General features: G+C 69.7%; 9 protein-coding genes. 5 read left to right on the forward strand and 4 right to left on the reverse strand.

From position 1 onward, the window contains the following. Positions 1-33 precede the first annotated feature (33 nt). The 3 genes from J3486_RS17000 to J3486_RS17010 form a co-directional block, all read right to left on the reverse strand. A complete protein-coding gene (locus J3486_RS17000; protein ID WP_229378107.1) occupies positions 34-1,020 on the reverse strand; it encodes a carbohydrate ABC transporter permease in 987 nt (328 codons plus the stop codon). 4 nt (positions 1,021-1,024) lie between these two features. Further along, positions 1,025-1,957, reverse strand: a complete 933-nt coding sequence (locus J3486_RS17005; RefSeq protein WP_374194732.1) for a carbohydrate ABC transporter permease — start codon at positions 1,955-1,957, stop codon at positions 1,025-1,027. An 87-nt stretch (positions 1,958-2,044) separates the two neighbouring features. Further along, a complete protein-coding gene (locus J3486_RS17010; RefSeq protein ID WP_207821148.1) occupies positions 2,045-3,379 on the reverse strand; it encodes an ABC transporter substrate-binding protein in 1,335 nt (444 codons plus the stop codon). Positions 3,380-3,784: 405 nt separating this feature from the next. Here J3486_RS17010 and J3486_RS17015 point away from each other — a divergent pair, with 405 nt between their 5' ends. From J3486_RS17015 to J3486_RS17025, 3 genes are all read left to right on the forward strand, one after another. After that, entirely contained in the window at positions 3,785-5,995 is a 2,211-nt protein-coding gene (locus J3486_RS17015) for a discoidin domain-containing protein (protein WP_229378108.1), read from the forward strand. A 43-nt stretch (positions 5,996-6,038) separates the two neighbouring features. Further along, positions 6,039-9,014 (forward strand): CARDB domain-containing protein, encoded by a 2,976-nt coding sequence (locus tag J3486_RS17020; protein ID WP_207821150.1) that lies wholly within the window; start codon positions 6,039-6,041, stop codon positions 9,012-9,014. Positions 9,015-9,332: 318 nt separating this feature from the next. Next, positions 9,333-10,757, forward strand: coding sequence for a PP2C family protein-serine/threonine phosphatase (locus J3486_RS17025; RefSeq protein WP_207821151.1), 1,425 nt, complete (start codon positions 9,333-9,335; stop codon positions 10,755-10,757). A 67-nt stretch (positions 10,758-10,824) separates the two neighbouring features. On the opposite strand, the gene J3486_RS17030 is transcribed toward J3486_RS17025, so the two are convergent. Then, positions 10,825-12,324, reverse strand: coding sequence for a hypothetical protein (locus J3486_RS17030; protein WP_207821152.1), 1,500 nt, complete (start codon positions 12,322-12,324; stop codon positions 10,825-10,827). A gap of 235 nt (positions 12,325-12,559) precedes the next feature. Here J3486_RS17030 and J3486_RS17035 point away from each other — a divergent pair, with 235 nt between their 5' ends. Together J3486_RS17035 and J3486_RS17040 are read left to right on the forward strand one after the other, a co-directional pair. Continuing rightward, positions 12,560-13,708, forward strand: coding sequence for an aminoglycoside phosphotransferase family protein (locus J3486_RS17035; RefSeq protein WP_207821153.1), 1,149 nt, complete (start codon positions 12,560-12,562; stop codon positions 13,706-13,708). 374 nt (positions 13,709-14,082) lie between these two features. Continuing rightward, positions 14,083-16,011 carry an N-acetylmuramoyl-L-alanine amidase gene (locus J3486_RS17040; protein ID WP_207821154.1) on the forward strand — a complete coding sequence of 643 codons (1,929 nt, stop codon included), beginning with the start codon at positions 14,083-14,085 and terminating at the stop codon, positions 16,009-16,011. Position 16,012: the final 1 nt, after the last annotated feature.

The raw sequence follows: 16,012 nt of genomic DNA on the forward strand, positions 1-16,012 counted from the left end.
GGTGACTCGATACGCGCGCTGCGGCGGGAGGGCTCAGCCCTTGAGGCTGCCGGCCGTCAAACCCGCCATGATGCTGCGCTGGAAGAAGAAGAACACGATGATCATCGGGACGCTCGCGATCACCAGACCGGCCATGATCTGGTTCTGCGTCACCGCTCCCGCGGTCTGCGACAGGCCCACGCTGATCGTCATCTTCTCGCTGTCGGGCAGCACGAGGAGCGGCCAGACGAAGTCCTTGAAGACGGCGACGACGGTGAAGATGGAGACGACGCCGAGGATGGGCCGCGAGATCGGCAGGATGATCGAGAGCAGCACCCGCCACGGCGGTACGCCGTCGATCTCGGCCGCCTCCAGGATCTCGTTCGGGATCGAGTCGAAGAAGCGCTTCAGCAGGAAGATGTTGAAGCCGTTGGCGGCGACCGGGAACCAGATGGCCCAGGGCGAGTTGAGCAGGTGCCAGCCGAAGATCGGCACGTTCGTCACCGTGATGTACGCCGGGATCATCACGACGATCGGCGGGATCATCAGGGTGGCCAGCATGCCGGCCAGGATCACGTTGCCGAACATCGGGCGGAGCTTGGACAGGGCGTACGCGGCGCACACGTCCACGGCGAGCGCGAACAGCCAGGCCCCGACGGCGTAGAGCAGCGTGTTCTTCAGCAGCGTCCCGATGTCGAAGAGCTGCCAGGCGTCGGCGAAGACCCCGAAGTCGGGGTGTTTCGGGAAGAGGGTGGGCGGCATCTGGGCGATCTCCTCGCCCGACTTCATCGCGCCGGTCACCATCCAGTAGAGCGGGAAGACGAAGACCAGGGTGAAGACGAGCAGGACGGTGACGAGCAGCGTCCAGTAGATCCTGCGGCCCCAGCGGGACTTCAGCTCCAGCGGCGAGACGATGGTCCTGGCATGGCCCTCGGCCCAGGCGCCACGGCGCCTGGCGCCCTTCCGGCCGCCGCGGTGGGCGGACGGTTTGCGTGCGCGGGTCTGCTCCGCCGCGTCCGGGCGGGCGGTGACGTTGACCATGGACCTACTTCTCCTCTCGGGTCAGCCGGAGCTGAACCGCGGCGACCGCCAGCAGCACGACCATGAGCATCAGGCCGAGCGCGCTGCCCGCCCCGTAATTGCCGCCGTAGACGAACGCGTACTGGTACATGAGGTAGACGACGGTGACCGTCGCGTTCTCCGGGCCGCCGCCCGTGAGCATGTACGGCTCGATGAACACCTGCATCGTGGCGACGATCTGCAGCATCAACATCAGCAGCAGGATCAGCCGGGTCTGCGGGATGGTGACGTGCCAGATCCGCTTGAAGATGCCGGCGCCGTCGAGCTCCGCGGCCTCGTACAGGTCACCGGGGATGTTCTGCAGCGCCGCCAGGTAGATGAGCACGCCCGAGCCCAGGTTCATCCACGTGGCCACGATGACCAGGGAGATGAGTGCCGTGCTCGTGGAGTCGAGCCAGGCCAGGGTCGGCAGTCCCACGAAGTCGAGGGCCTGGTTGAACAGGCCGGGTCCCGGATCGTAGAACCAGCGGAACAGCAGCACCGCGACGATCGGCGGCAGCATCACCGGCAGGTAGACCACGAAGCGCAAGTACGCCCGCGCGTGCCGCAGTTCGTTGAGCACGATGGCGACGGCGAACGGCACCACGTAGCCGCACAGCAGGGCCAGCAGCGTGAAGACCAGCGTGTTGCGCCAGGCCTGGCCGAACGCCGGGTCGTCCACCACCGTACGGAAGTTGTCCAGGCCCACCCAGGTCGGTTTGTCGACGAGGTTGGTCTGCTGGAAGCTCAGCAGGACTTCCTTGACGATCGGCCACCACGCGAACATGGCGAAGCAGAAGAGCGCCGCGCACAGGAACCCGTAGGCGCTGAGGTTTCTGCGGACGGACCGTCCTCGCTTCGACGGCGGGCGGCTGTGCGGCGCGGCCCGCCGCTTCGGCTCCATGGTGAGTGTTTCCATCGTGATCTCCCGTTCCCGGCTCCGGCTGATCGGCGGTGCCTGTGCGGGGTGCCGCGGTCGGGCGCGGCACCCCGGGACCTACTGCCGTCAGGGCTTGGCCAGAATCGAGTTGGCCTTGGACTCGGCGTCCGAGAGCAGCTTGTCGATGTCGGCGTTCTCGCGGGTCAGCACCGCGGACATGGCCACGTCGAGCACCGCGTACAGCTCCTGCGCCTTCTCCGGCTCCAGCTTCGGCTGGATGGACGTCGACCCCTGCACGTACGGCTCGTAGTACTCGACCGGCAGGCTCGCGTTGGCCTTGCGCTCCTCGGCGATCTTCTTGCCGGTGGGCGAGTCACCCATGTAGTCGTTGTTCGGCACGCCCACGGCCTCGCCGTTGGCCTTGCCGCGGGCGAAGTCGAAGCGGCCCTTGCCCGGGGTGTTGAACTGGAAGTCGATCCACTCCAGGCCCGCCTTGGTCTGCGCGGCGCTCGCCTTCGGGTTGATCATGTACGCCTCGCCGCCGGTGAGCGACGCCTTGCCGTCCGGTATCGAGGTGATGCCGTAGTCGTCGACCTTGCCCTGGAACTTCTGCACGACGTCGGTGACGACGTCCGGGGCGCCGAGCATCATGCCCGTCTTGCCGGCCGCCATCTGCTGCATCAGCGACTCCCAGCCGATGTTGACCTTGGAGCCGGTGCTGTTGTCCTTCCAGCGCATGTCGTGCAGGGTCTGCAGGACCGCCTTGCCCTCGGGGCTGTTGAAGGCGGCCTTGTGGTTGGTCACCATCTCGCCGCCGCGGCTGTAGATGGCCTGCGCGAAGTGCCAGCCGCCGGTGTTGCCGCCGCCGTACTCGCCGTATCCGACGTAGTCCTTGCCGAGCCCGGCGATCTTCTTGGCGGCGGCGCGGACCTCGTCCCACGTCTTGGGCGGGGTGTCGGGGTCGAGGCCCGCCTTCTTGAACACGGCCCGGTTGTAGACGAGCCCGACGCTGTAGCTGACGTTGGGGATGCCGTAGACCTTGCCGTCCTTGGTGACCATGTCGCGCACGTTCTGCTTGATGTCACCGAAGTTCTTCACGTACTTGGTGTCGCTCGTGATGTCCTTCGCCTGCCGCTTGGAGATCACGTCGGCGTAGTTGGTGACGGGCACCATGAACACCGTCTCCATCTGACCGCCGGCCAGCTTCGCCGCGAACGTCTTCGGGTCGAAGCACGGCTGCTGGTCGGTGCTCTTGACCTGCACGTCCGGGTGCGCCTTCTCGAACGTGGCGACGTCGTCGTTCCACGCCTTGCGCTGCTTCGGCGCGGTCTTCGCCGGCTGGCAGGCCACGGTGATGGTGACCTTTCCTCCCGCGTCGGAGTCCGACGCGTCGCCGCCGCAGGCTGTGGCAGTGAGTGCCAGACCTGTGGTCAGAAGGATCGCGAGATTACGGGGCTTCATGACGGCTCCTCCAGGGGTCACGCCCAAGCACTGCCCTTGATTCGGTGCGAAACGATAGGGCGGCGCACAGATGACCGCAAGATTCGAATCCAAGATTGCAAGATTACGACTGCATCACGACGCCTCATCGGTGACAGGCCGTCAAGGAGCGACCGCCCCAGGCCCGCCGCATTCGGCACGACCTCCTGGGCGGCCACCCCCTCGCACCCGTCGACAGGCACCGGCGGAACTTCCGGGCTCGGACACCCCGGACCCCACGCGACATGACCGGCGATCACCGATTACGTAATCCTGTCAATTATTTGCAACATACGGCCGACATCTTGTGCTCACATGGCCGCAATGCTTGAGTGAGCGCCCCGCACCCCCACAAGGAAGGCCCCCCACCCGATGCATCGCCATGTCATGTCCTCGTCACCCCATAGGACGCGGAGCCCATACGTCCTCGCCGTCGCCGTCGCCCTGGTCGGCAGCGTGGTCGCAGTCGCCGGACCGGCGGCCGCCCGCCCGGCGACGGAGCAGGCCGGAGCCACCGCCGCCGCGGGCGCCTCGCTCCCCTTCACCTCCGTCGAGGCCGAGTCCGCCACCACCACAGGACAGAAGATCGGCCCCGACCACACGCAGGGCACGCTCGCCTCCGAGGCCTCCGGCCGGCAGGCCGTCCGGCTCGACGCGGGCCAGAGCGTCGAGTTCACGCTCAGCGCGGCGGCCAACGCCGTGAACGTCGCCGCCAACGTGCCCGACGGGCAGTCCGGCTCACTCGCCGTGTACGTCAACGGCGCCAAGCTCGACCGCTCCCTCGCGGTCACCTCCAAGTACAGCTATGTCGACACGTCCTGGATCGCGGGCGCCAAGACCCATCACTTCTTCGACAACACCCGGCTGCTGCTCGGCCGCGACCTGAAGGCCGGCGACACGGTGCGGCTGGAGGCCACGAGCAGCCAGGTCACCGTCGACGTGGCCGACTTCGAGCAGGTCGCCGCCGTCGCGAGCGCGCCCTCGGGGGCCATCTCCGTCGTCGACAAGGGCGCCGACCCGACCGGTCAACAGGACTCCACGCAGGCGTTCAGGGACGCGATCGCCTCGGCCAGGAACAGCGGTGGCACCGTGTGGATCCCCGCGGGCGACTTCAAGGTCGGCTCCGCGCTCAGCGGCGTCGAGAACGTGACGATCCAGGGCGCGGGCAACTGGCACTCGGTGGTGCACTCCTCGCACTTCATCGACCAGACCGGCTCCGCGGGCAAGGTCCACCTCAAGGACTTCGCGGTCATCGGCGAGGTCACCGAGCGCGTCGACAGCAGTCCGGACAACTTCGTCAACGGCTCCCTCGGCCCCGACTCCTCGGTCTCCGGCATGTGGATCCAGCATCTGAAGTGCGGCTTCTGGCTGACCGGGAACAACGACAACCTCGTGGTGGAGAACAACCGTGTCCTCGACACCACCGCCGACGGACTCAACCTCAACGGCAACGCGCACGGCGTGCAGGTCCGCGGCAACTTCCTGCGCAACCAGGGCGACGACTCGCTCGCCATGTGGTCGCTGAACGGGGCGGACACCGACTCCGTCTTCTCGGGCAACACCATCTCGCAGCCCAACCTGGCCAACGGCATCGCGATCTACGGCGGCACCGACATCACCGTCAAGGACAACCTGGTCCAGGACACCAACGCCCTGGGCAGCGGCATCGCGATCTCCAACCAGAAGTTCCTCGACCCGTTCTCCCCGCTCGCCGGCACCATCACGGTCTCCGGGAACAAGCTGGTGCGCACCGGCGCGATCAACCCGAACTGGAACCACCCGATGGGGGCGCTGCGCGTCGACGCGTACGACAGCCCCGTCGAGGCGACGGTGAACATCACCGACACCACCATCGAGGACAGCCCGTACAGCGCGTACGAGTTCGTCTCGGGCAGCGGCACCGGCAAAGCCGTCAAGAATGTCACCGTCGACGGATCGACGGTCGACAAGGTCGGCACGGTCGTCGTGCAGGCGGAGACGCCCGGCGCGGTGAAGTTCAGCAACGTCACGGCGACGGGCGTCGGCGCGGCGGGTGTCTACAACTGCCCCTACCCGTCGGGCTCGGGCACCTTCACGCTCACCGACGGCGGCGGCAACTCCGGCTGGGACAGCACCTGGAGCGACTGCTCCGCCTGGCCGCAGCCGGGCGCCGGCAACCCGGACCCGGACCCGGACGGCAACCTCGCGCAGGGCCGTACGGCCACCGCGACCGGCTCCGCGGACGTGTACACGCCCGGCAAGGCGGTCGACGGCGACGCGAACACGTACTGGGAGTCGACCAACAACGCCTTCCCGCAGTCCCTCACGGTCGACCTCGGTTCGGCCCGGGCCGTACGGCGCCTGGTCCTGAAGCTGCCGCCGAGCTCCGCCTGGTCGGCCCGGACCGAGACCCTCACCGTGCAGGGCGGCACGGACGGCTCCGCGTTCAGCACCCTGGCCGCGTCGAAGGACTACCGCTTCGACCCGGCGACCGGGAACACGGTGACCGTCACGCTGCCCGACTCGACGCCCGCCACGCGCTATCTGCGGGTGCAGGTGACCGCCAACACGGGCTGGCCCGCCGCCCAGCTCAGCGAGGTGGAGGCGTACCTGAAGTGAGTCGCCCCGCCCTTCTTCCCCCTCACCACGAGAGGACCACCTCGTGAGACGCAGACCATGGAGCAGCCGGCTCACCGCCGTCTGGCTCGGCGCCGCACTCACCGCCCTCGGGCTGCTGCCCGTCACCGCGCACGCCGCCGCGGACCTCCCCGACCTCGCCCGCGACAAGCCGATCGAGGCGTCGTCGACGATCCAGAACTACGTCGCGAAGAACGCGAACGACGGCAGCGACAGCACCTACTGGGAGGCGAACGGCAGCCCCTCGACGCTGACCGTGCGACTCGGCGCGGACGCCGACCTCGACTCGCTCGTCCTCAAGCTCGACCCGAACCCGGCCTGGGCCACCCGCACGCAGAGCATCGCGGTGCTGGGGCGCGCACGGTCCGCGGACACGTTCAGCACCGTGAAGGCGCGCGCGGACTACACCTTCGATCCCGCCGCCAGCCACAACACGGTGACGATCCCGGTGTCAGGACGCTACGCCGACGTGCAGCTGAAGATCGACGCCAACAGCGCCGGATACGGCGGCCAGATCGCTTCGTTCGAGGTGCACGGCACCCCGGCGCCGGCCCCCGACCTGACCGTGTCGGGGCTGACCTGGGAGCCCGGACAGCCCAGTGAGGACGACGCCGTCACGGTGCGGGCGACGGTGCGCAACGCCGGGACGGCCGCCGCCCCCGCGACGACCGTGGACGTGAGCGTGGCCGGGACGGTCGCGGGCAGCGCGGCGGTACCCGCGCTCGCCGCGGGCGAGTCGGCCACGGTGCCGGTCGCCGTCGGCAAGCGCGCCGAGGGCAGCTACACCGTGTCGGCCATGACCGATCCGTCGGACACCGTGGCCGAGCAGGACGAGAGCAACAACAGCCGGGTCGCGGACGCCAAGTTGACGGTCAGTCAGAGTCCGGGGCCCGATCTGGAGGTCACCGGCATCGGCTCGGACCCGGCCAGTCCCGCCGTCGGCGCGCACGTCACGTTCTCGGCGAAGGTGCACAACCGCGGCACCAGCGCGGTCGCCGCCGGCTCGGTCACCCGTCTGACGGTGGGCGACACGACGCTCGACGGCACCACGCCCGCGATCGCCGCGGGCGAGAGCGCCGACGTCCCCCTCAGCGGCAGCTGGGTCGCGACGAGCGGCGGCGCCACCCTCACCGCGACCGCGGACGCCACCGGCACGGTCGCCGAGACGAACGAGGACAACAACGTCTTCGCGCGCTCCGTCGTGGTGGGCCGGGGCGCGGCCGTGCCCTACACCGAGTACGAGGCGGAGGACGGCAGCTACGACGGCACGCTCCTGGAGGCGGACGCCGTCCGCACGTTCGGGCACACCAACTTCGCGTCCGAGTCCTCGGGCCGCAAGTCGGTGCGGCTCGACTCCACAGGCCAGTACGTGCAGTTCACCGCCAAGAGCGCGACGAACTCGATCGTGGTCCGCAACTCCCTGCCCGACGCGCCGAACGGGGGCGGCCAGGAGAAGACGCTCAGCCTCTACGCGGACGGGACGTTCGTGCAGAAGCTGAACCTGTCCTCCAAGCACAGCTGGCTGTACGGCAGCACGGACGACCCCGAGGGCCTGACCAACACCCCGGGCGGCGCGGCCCGGCGCCTCTTCGACGAGGCGCACGCCCTGCTCTCCCGGACCTACCCGGAGGGCACGACGTTCCGCCTGCAGCGCGACTCCGGCGACGACGCCGCGTACTACGTCGTCGACCTGATCGACCTGGAGCAGGTGGCACCGCCCGCGAGCAAGCCCGCCGAGTGCACCTCGATCACCGCGTACGGCGCGGTGCCCGACGACGGGAACGACGACACCGCCGCGATCCAGAAGGCGGTGACCGCCGACCAGAACGGGGACATCGACTGCGTGTGGATCCCGGCCGGGCAGTGGCGCCAGGAGCAGAAGATCCTCACCGACGACCCGCTGGACCGCGGGCAGTACAACCAGGTCGGCATCCGCGACGTCACCATCAAGGGCGCCGGCATGTGGCACTCCCAGCTGTACACGCTGACGCCGCCGCAGGACGCGGGCGGCATCAACCATCCGCACGAGGGCAACTTCGGTTTCGACATCGACGACAACACGAAGATCTCCGACATCGCGATCTTCGGCTCGGGCACCATCCGCGGCGGCGACGGAAACGCGGAGGGCGGCGTCGGTCTCAACGGCCGCTTCGGCAAGAACACCGCCATCAGCAACGTCTGGATCGAGCACGCCAACGTCGGGGTCTGGGTCGGCCGGGACTACAGCAACATCCCGGAGCTGTGGGGTCCCGGCGACGGCCTCGAATTCAGCGGGATGCGGATCCGCGACACGTACGCCGACGGCATCAACTTCGCCAACGGCACCCGCAATTCGACCGTCTACAACTCCTCGTTCCGGACCACGGGCGACGACGCGCTGGCGGTCTGGGCGAGCAAGTACGTGAAGGATCCGTCGGTCGACATCGGGCACGACAACGTCTTCCGCAACAACACGGTGCAGCTGCCGTGGCGGGCCAACGGCATTGCCGTGTACGGGGGTTACGGCAACAGGATCGAGAACAACCTGGTCTACGACACCGCGAACTACCCGGGCATCATGCTCGCCACGGACCACGACCCGCTGCCCTTCTCCGGCCGGACGCTGATCGCGAACAACGGGCTCTACCGCACGGGCGGGGCGTTCTGGAACGAGGACCAGGAGTTCGGGGCCATCACCCTGTTCGCGCAGGGGCAGGACATCCCCGGGGTCACGATCCGGGACACGGACATCCACGACTCGACGTACGACGGGATCCAGTTCAAGACAGGTGGCGGCGCCATGCCGGACGTGAAGGTGAGCAATGTGCGGATCTCGAAGTCCGACAACGGCTCCGGCATCCTCGCCATGAGCGGTGCGCGCGGCAGCGCCACCCTCACCGACGTGACGATCAGCGACTCGCGCGACGGGGACGTCCTCGTCGAACCGGGCTCGCAGTTCGTTATCGACGCGGGCGCCGCACGCACCTACGCGTCGGCGCCGGGCACCCGGCTCGGCCTGTAGGGACCGGCCTCCCCAGCCCCTCGTGCCGCCCGGCTCCCCTCGACACAGGGGGCCGGGCGGCACGCTGTCGAACGTAGAACGTCTACGTGATTCTGCCCCTGTCAACCAGGACGCGTACGAGCCGGAGCTACGCCACAACCGGGCATCCGTTCGACCAAGTCCCTCGGAAAGTCCGTTCGTGAGGACAATGGCATATGCCAGAAGCACCACCGCATCGTGTATGGCCAAATCCCTTACGAGGCCAGGCGGCCTGTGCCAGAGTCTTTAGCGGTCCTTCCGTCCGACTCGGCCGTTCCCGTGCCTGCATCGGAGTTCTTCATGCCCCCCCATGTCTTCGCGGACCGCCCCGCCGGCCCACCGCCGGAGCGTGGCACCGTCGACGCGCTGATCGACCAGACGCGCCGACTCCTCGGCGACGTCGACGCGGTGCGTCGCGAGTCTGTGGACCCGGTGGGCGACGAGACCGACCCGGAGGCCCGCTGGCAGCGCGCCCTGTACGACCTCGCGGTGCATCAACTCAGCGATCTGGACCGGCACTTGGCGCAGTTACGCGAAGGTCCCGCGGTCCGTGACGGCGTGCCCTCCCCGCGCCCTGCCGCGGACCCGCGGCACGGCTCCCTGCTCAGCCGCGTCGGCAGCGCCGACTGGAACCTGCTGACGGACGAATCCACCTGGTCCGAGGAGCTCTACCAGATCCTCGGCCGGGACCCCGCCTCCCCCGCGCTCACCCTCGACGAGCTGCCGGCCATGGTCCACTGCGACGACCAGCCCAAGCTGACCGCGATGGTCACCGACTGCCTGATCGACGGCAAGCCGATCGACGGGGAGTTCCGCATCGTCCGCCCGGACGACACCGTGCGCACGGTGCACATGATGGGCGAGCCCGTGCTCGACGCGGACGGCTCGACCGCCTCCATGTGGGCGGTCGTGCGCGACGTCAGCGAACTGCGGCGCAGCCAACGCGCGGTGAGCGAGACCCGTGACTCGCTCCAGCGCCAGCGGCACATCACGCAGACCGAGCACCGGCTCGCGGTCGAGCTGCAGGAAGCCGTGCTACCGCCGTGGCGCGGCTCCCTACGGCTCCCGCACGGCGGCCCCCACGGCCTGGACGTGGCCGGCCACTACCTCCCTTCCGCGTCCGGCGCCCCCACGGGCGGTGACTGGTACGACGCGCTCGAACTGCCCGACGGACAGACCCTGCTGACCGTCGGCGATCTCACCGGACACGGTGTGGCCGTCGCCTCCGGTATGGCGATGCTGCTCGGCGCCGTCCGCGGCATGGCCGTGTGCGGCACCCCGCCGGCCGAACTGCTCGGCCGGCTCGGCCGGCTGCTCGACAACGCCGTACGGCCCTCGCTCGGGAGCGCCCTGTGCTGTCGGTACGACCCGACGGCCCGCACGCTGGCGTGGGCGCAGGCGGGACACCCCGCCCCACTGCTCTTCCGCGGCGGGACGGGGCGTGCGCTCACGCCTCCCCGAGGCGTGCTGCTCGGCGCCACCTCGGGTGCCGGGTACGAGCAGGCCGAGGAGCGACTGCGCAGCGGTGACGTACTGCTGCTGCACACCGACGGCCTGGTGCCGCGGCGCGGTGAGAAGGCCGCCGCGGGCCGGCTGCTCGCTCTGGCACCGCTCCTGGCCGAGGCCCGTGACGCGCAGGAGTGCGTACGCGTGGTGTCGGACGAGTTCGGCCCGGGCGAGCGCGAGGGCGACGCCTGTGTGCTCGTCGCCAGGATCGGATCCTGACGCCGTACCGGTGCACTGATTCGGTTGGGTGTTCCGTCGTGTGTTCCGTGCTGACGTGCGGCCGGGATCAGGCCTGCGCCCGCTTCCCCGGGACCCTCGGCAGCGCCAGCTTGATCTCCTGGCGCAGGTCCTCGATCTTCGGGTACCCCGAGTACTGGCCGGTGAGCCGGTACATCTCGCGCAGCCGGTCCCAGGTGCGGTGCGAGGAGTTCGCCCCCATGGAGGAGAGCGCCAGCCGCGCGTACCGGTCCGCCTGCTCGGGGTCGTCGGCGATGAAGCAGGCCGACGCCATCGAGATGTTGTCGAAGATCTTCGACCGGTCCCGGCCGCCCTCACGCAGGGCGAGGGCCTGCTTGGCGTGGTGCTGCGCCATGACGGCGGCGCCCGGCTCGTGCTCGGCGAGGGTGCGGTAGGCGAGGGCCTGCATGCCGTGCAGGTCCGCCTCGTCGAACATCTGCATCCAGCTCGGCGCCGGCACGTCACCCTTGTCCGAGACGAAGAGATCCTCCGCCTCGCCCAGGGTGCGGCGCATCGCCTGCCCCTTGCCCAGCGACGCCTGCGCCCAGGCCTCGATGGTGTAGAGCATCGCCTTGGTGCGGGGCAGCACGTCGTCCCCGGAGCCGGATTTGGCGAGCTTCATCAGATCGAGCGCCTCGTCGGGGGCGCCGAGATGGATCTTCTGGCGGGCGGCCCTGGACAGGGCCTCGCCGGCCCGGGGCCGGTCCCCGCCCTCGCGCGCGGCGTGCGCGGCGATGACGAAGTACTTCTGGGCCGTGGGTTCCAGGCCGACGTCGTGCGACATCCAGCCCGCCAGCACGGCGAGATTGGCGGCGACGCCCCACAGGCGCCGCTGGAGATGGTCGGGATGGCGGTAGGAGAGCATTCCGCCGACTTCGTTGAGCTGGCCCACGACCGCCTTGCGCTGCAACCCGCCGCCGCGGGAGGCGTCCCAGGCGCGGAACACCTCGACCGAACGCTCCAGTTCCTCGATCTCCTGCGACCCGATGGGGGCGGCCTCGTAGCGGTCGAACCCAGCGGGGTCGGCATGCAGGGGAGTGAGAGGGTCGGTGATTCTGGGAGCGTCGGCCGCGAGGGCCGGGTCGGTGTGCAGCCAGTCGTGCATGGCGCTGCTGAGTGCGGATCCTGCGGCGAGCGCGGCACCCGCGCCCACCAAGCCGCGTCGGTTGAGCATGAGGTCCATTCCCGTGAATTCGGTGAGGACCGCAGCTGTCCGCTCAGGCGCCCACGGCACTCCGTCGGGTCCCTGGTGCTCCAGACCCCCGCCGCCCTGCCGTTTCCCTGCGCGCCCGTGCCGGACAAGACCGAGATCCTCGATGGTCACGACACGGCCGAGTCGCTCGGTGAACAGTGCCGCCAGCACCCGCGGTACCGGATCGCGCGGGATCTCTCCCATGTCGATCCAACGCCGTACCCGCGAGGTGTCGGTCGCCAGCTGGGGGTGGCCCATGGCCGCCGCCTGCCGGTTGACGAGTCGCGCGAGTTCACCTTTGGACCAGCCGGCCAGGCCGAACAGGTCGTTCAGGCGGGTGTTGGGTTGTCCGCTCACTTCAAGCCCCCAGGTTCTCGGCTGAAGTTGACAGTAGCCCTCTGTCAGTTGCTGAGCGACTATTCGCCAGGGTTCGCCAGGGTGCGCCAGCTGTTGTGCTCCTGGCCCTCGGGTGTCAGGTAGGAATGCGCCACCCCGACCCGGTCGCCGCAGGGCATTCCCCAGGGTGTACCGAACTCGGCCGGGCCGGGCGGCGCATGCAACTCGTCGGCACACGAAGGGATCTGTATCGCCCATGTACGCAGCATCGTCCTCCGTGTCCGCCCCGCCCCGGCCGCTGCGTCCCGCCCGTCCGGTGGTCGGCGGCGGCCCGTACCTCGACCCCGCTCGGACGGGGTCCACGGCGCTCGGTGGCGTCGGCAGGACCCGGCGCGTCCCGGGGCTCGGCACGCAACCCGTCAGCGGGAGACTCGACTTGTCCGGCCCTCAGGGCGCCCAGCTGCGCACGGCGATCGCCTCGGTGCACCGGATCTGCCCGGAGTTCCATCCGGTGCAGGTGCTGCGCCGCAGCCCGCGGTCCGTGCTGCTCGTCGGTACGACAGGGCGCAGCACCGCCGTCGCGAAGTGTTTACTGGACCACTCCCCCGTGTGGGCGGAGCGGGTCAGGCACGAGATAGCCGCATACCGCTCGTTCGTCCGACACCGGCCGCCGGTGCGGGTGCCGCGTCTCATCGCGGCGGACCCGGACAACGGCACGCTGGTGATCGAGCGGATGCCCGGCCGGGTGGCGGCCCTGCAGCGCCACCCGGTCGAGGCACCGCCTCGGGCGGACATCCGCGCCGCGCTCGGCGCGATCTGCCGGCTCAACCAGTGGCGGCCTCCGGCGGGCACCTTCGACGCGCCGCTGGACTACGCTCAGCGGATCAACCGGTTCCACGATCTGGGCCTGCTGACCGACCGCGACATGGGTGACCTGCAGAAGCTGCTGCACGGCATCGCGCACGCCTCGGGCCGCGGCGCGATGGGGCAGTTCTGCCACGGTGACGCCCTGCTGTCGAACATCCTGCTCTCCCCCGCGGGCCCGGTGCTCGTGGACTGGGAGCACGCCGGCTGGTACCTGCCGGGCTACGACCTCGCGACACTGTGGGCGGTGCTCGGCGACGCCCCGGTGGCCCGCCGTCAGATCAGTCAGCTCGCCCAGTCCGGCGGTCCGGCCTCCCGTGACGCCTTCCTGGTCAATCTGATGCTCGTACTGACCCGGGAGATCCGGACGTACGAGACGGCACTGCAGCGTTCGATGCACGACCAGGCCCCGACGGCACCGGCTCAGGCCCACTCCGGTGCTGTGCCGACCGGCGAGGAGCAGCGGCTGTTGCTGCGCCGTCTGCACGACGACTGCAACATGGCGCGCAAGGCGGTGCGTGCGGCAGTCGGCACTCGCTGACGGGGACGGAGATCCGCGGTGCGCCGGGGTGGAGGATGGCGCACCGCGGATCTTCCCGTTGTCCGGCACCCGGACGGTCCGCAACTCGTCCGCGCCACGCACACATTGGTCCACACCACTGACGCGCCGCAGGCGGCCGCACCGCCGCGCCGGAAACCCTCGCACACGCCTGCTGACATGGGAAATCCCACGAATCTCCGTTGTCCGTCCGATCATTGACGGATCGTCGGGGAGCCGATACCACTGACGCACGATCGGCCCCCGCACGCACCGCGCACCATCCCGAGATTCGTTGGTCCCTGGAGGCACCGTTGCATCGTTCCCCGCGTACCGTCACTGGCAGAAACCCCGGCAGAAGCACGCGTGCCCGGGCGGTGGGCACGCTCGCGACCGGAGCCCTGCTCCTTCCTCTTCTCGGTGCGGCCCCTCCGCAGGATTCGGTGGCACCGTCGTCCCGGCTGCAGAGCGCGTTCGCGTCCGCCGCGGCCGAGTACCAGGTGCCGCAGAGCGTGCTGCTCGGCGTCTCGTATCTCCAGTCGCGCTGGGACACGCACGCCGGCGCGCCGAGCGTCACCGGCGGGTACGGCCCGATGCACCTGACGGACGCCCGCACCGCCATCGCGAACACCGTGGCGTTCGACCACGCGGAGGGCGACGCGCGCGGCGACGACTCCCGTGCCCCGCTCGACGCCACGGAGGCGTCCCAGTCGGTGCCGAAGGAGTCGCAGCTCCCGGCCCGCCTCAAGACCCTGGTGCGCGCCGCCGATCTCACCGGTATCCCCGCCGATCAGCTGCGCACCGACGCGGCGGCGAACGTGCGGGGCGGCGCGGCCCTGCTCGCCGCGGCGCAGAAGCAGCTCGGCAAGCCGCTGAGCGACGACCCGGCCGACTGGTACGGCGCGGTCGCGAAGTTCTCCGGCGCTGACGACACGGCGACCGCGGCCACGTACGCCAATGACGTCTTCGCGGTGATCCGCGACGGCGAGCGGCGCACGACGGACGCGGGGCAGAACGTGACGCTCGCCGCCGACGACGCGGCGCAGCCTGAGGCGGCGCAGCTCAGGGCGATGGGCCTGCGCACGACGAACGCCTCGGAGACGGAGTGCCCGAAGACCGTCTCGTGCGAGTGGATCCCGGCGCCGTACGAGGAGTTCGGCGACGGCGACTACGGCAACCACGACCTGGCGGATCGGCCGAACGACCAGAGCATCGACTACATCGTCATCCACGACACGGAGGCGACGTGGGAGGAGACGCTCAAGCTGGTCCAGGACAAGACCTATCTGGCCTGGCACTACTCGCTGCGCTCCACGGACGGGCACATCGTGCAGTCCGTCAAGGCCAAGGACGTCGGCTGGCACGCGGGCAACTGGTACGTCAACGCGAAGTCGATCGGCCTGGAGCACGAGGGTTTCCTCGCGCAGCCCGACGCCTGGTACACGGAGGAGATGTACCGGTCGTCGGCGCGCCTGGTGTCGTACCTGGCGAAGAAGTACGACATCCCGCTGAACCGGCAGCACATCCTCGGCCATGACACGGTGCCCGGCCCGACGGCGGGGACGATCCCGTCGATGCACACGGACCCGGGCCCGTACTGGGACTGGGCGCACTACTTCGCGCTGATGGGCAAGCCGTTCCACCGCACCGCGGGTCCGGCCGGCGGCCTCGTGACCATCGACCCGCAGTTCGCCGAGAACCAGCCGGAGTTCACGGGCTGCGAGAAGGCGGGGGTGGCGTGCGCGCCGCACGGGTCGAGCGCGGTGCGCCTGTACACGGCGCCGAGCGAGGACGCCCCGCTGGTCAAGGACATCGGTCTGCGGCCGAAGGGCGACGCCTCGACGATCGACGTGAACGACATGGCGTCGCGCGTCTCGACCGGCCAGCAGTACGCGGTCGCGGGACGCGACGGCGACTGGACGGCGATCTGGTACCTGGGCCAGAAGGCCTGGTTCAAGAACCCGAAGAAGCAGCCGACCGCGGTCGGCGCCAAGGGACTCGTGGTGGTGCCGAAGGCGGGCGCGGACTCGGTCCCGGTGTACGGACGCGCCTACCCGGAGGCCGCCGCCTACCCGGCCGGGATGACGCCGCAGGCGATCTCCCCGCTGCCGTACAAGCTGCTGGCGGGTCAGCGCTATGTGATCGGCGGGAAGACGAAGGGCGAGTACTTCTACTCCCCCACCTTCGACACGACGACGCACAAGGTGGTCAAGGGCAGCGACGAGTACTACGAGATCCAGTTCGGGCACCGCATCGCCTATGTGCGGGCGGCGGATGTGCAGGTGGTTCCCTCCACGGTGTCGTGAC

It is taken from the genome of Streptomyces sp. VRA16 Mangrove soil (genome assembly GCF_017377775.1).
GTDB lineage: Bacteria > Actinomycetota > Actinomycetes > Streptomycetales > Streptomycetaceae > Streptomyces.

Bases quoted from the DNA above. Each gene is read 5' to 3' on its own strand.
- J3486_RS17000 (WP_229378107.1), bottom strand. From the start codon at position 1,020: ATGGTCAACGTCACCGCCCGCCCGGACGCGGCGGAGCAGACCCGCGCA.
- J3486_RS17005 (WP_374194732.1), bottom strand. From the start codon at position 1,957: ATGGAAACACTCACCATGGAGCCGAAGCGGCGGGCCGCGCCGCACAGC.
- J3486_RS17010 (WP_207821148.1), bottom strand. From the start codon at position 3,379: ATGAAGCCCCGTAATCTCGCGATCCTTCTGACCACAGGTCTGGCACTC.
- J3486_RS17015 (WP_229378108.1), top strand. From the start codon at position 3,785: ATGTCCTCGTCACCCCATAGGACGCGGAGCCCATACGTCCTCGCCGTC.
- J3486_RS17025 (WP_207821151.1), top strand. From the start codon at position 9,333: ATGCCCCCCCATGTCTTCGCGGACCGCCCCGCCGGCCCACCGCCGGAG.
- J3486_RS17035 (WP_207821153.1), top strand. From the start codon at position 12,560: ATGTACGCAGCATCGTCCTCCGTGTCCGCCCCGCCCCGGCCGCTGCGT.